Genomic DNA, 516 nt, shown 5'->3' with positions numbered 1-516 from the left:
GGTCAGGAGTGGCGATTTCGACGCGATTGCCGCCCTCGTCAAGACCTGGCAGCCCGACGCCCTCGTCATCGGCGTGCCGCGCCACCCCGACGGCGCGCCCCACGAGATGACGGCCAAGGCACAGAATTTCGGTCGCCGGCTGGCCGGGCGCCATCACCTGCCGGTCTTCGAAGTGGACGAGCGCTACACCAGCGTCGAAGCCGAGGCTGAAGGCGCGCACGACGTGGACGCCGCAGCGGCTGCCCTCATCCTTGAACAATTTTTCCGGGAACACCCATGAGTGACCTCAAGCTGGACGCTGAAGGCCTTTACCTCGAGCTCAGGCGCGGCGTGCAGCGACTGCTGACCGCCGACACTGCCCTCGTGGGCATCTGGAGCGGCGGCGCCTGGCTGGCCGAGCGGCTGGCCGTCGACCTGGGCCTGGCCGACGCCGGCACCATCTCCAGCGTGCTGCACCGCGACGACTTCGGCTCACGCGGCCTGGCCAAGGCCGACCACACCTCGCTGCCCTTCGAC

General features: G+C 69.2%; 2 protein-coding genes. Both read left to right on the top strand.

The annotated features are described in order from the left end of the window. Positions 1-280: Holliday junction resolvase RuvX (gene ruvX, locus AC1DU6_RS35860; protein ID WP_477863419.1), on the top strand; the 280-nt coding region annotated here is incomplete at its 5' end. After that, positions 277-516, top strand: a 240-nt coding sequence (locus AC1DU6_RS35855; RefSeq protein WP_477863417.1) for a type I phosphoribosyltransferase, incomplete at its 3' end; no start/stop codon positions are given. The genes ruvX and AC1DU6_RS35855, both read left to right, overlap by 4 nt.

This window comes from Roseateles sp. P5_B10 (genome assembly GCF_056400485.1).
The sequence above is the reverse complement of the archived record's forward strand: the minus strand, read 5'-3'. Positions and strand labels throughout refer to the sequence as shown.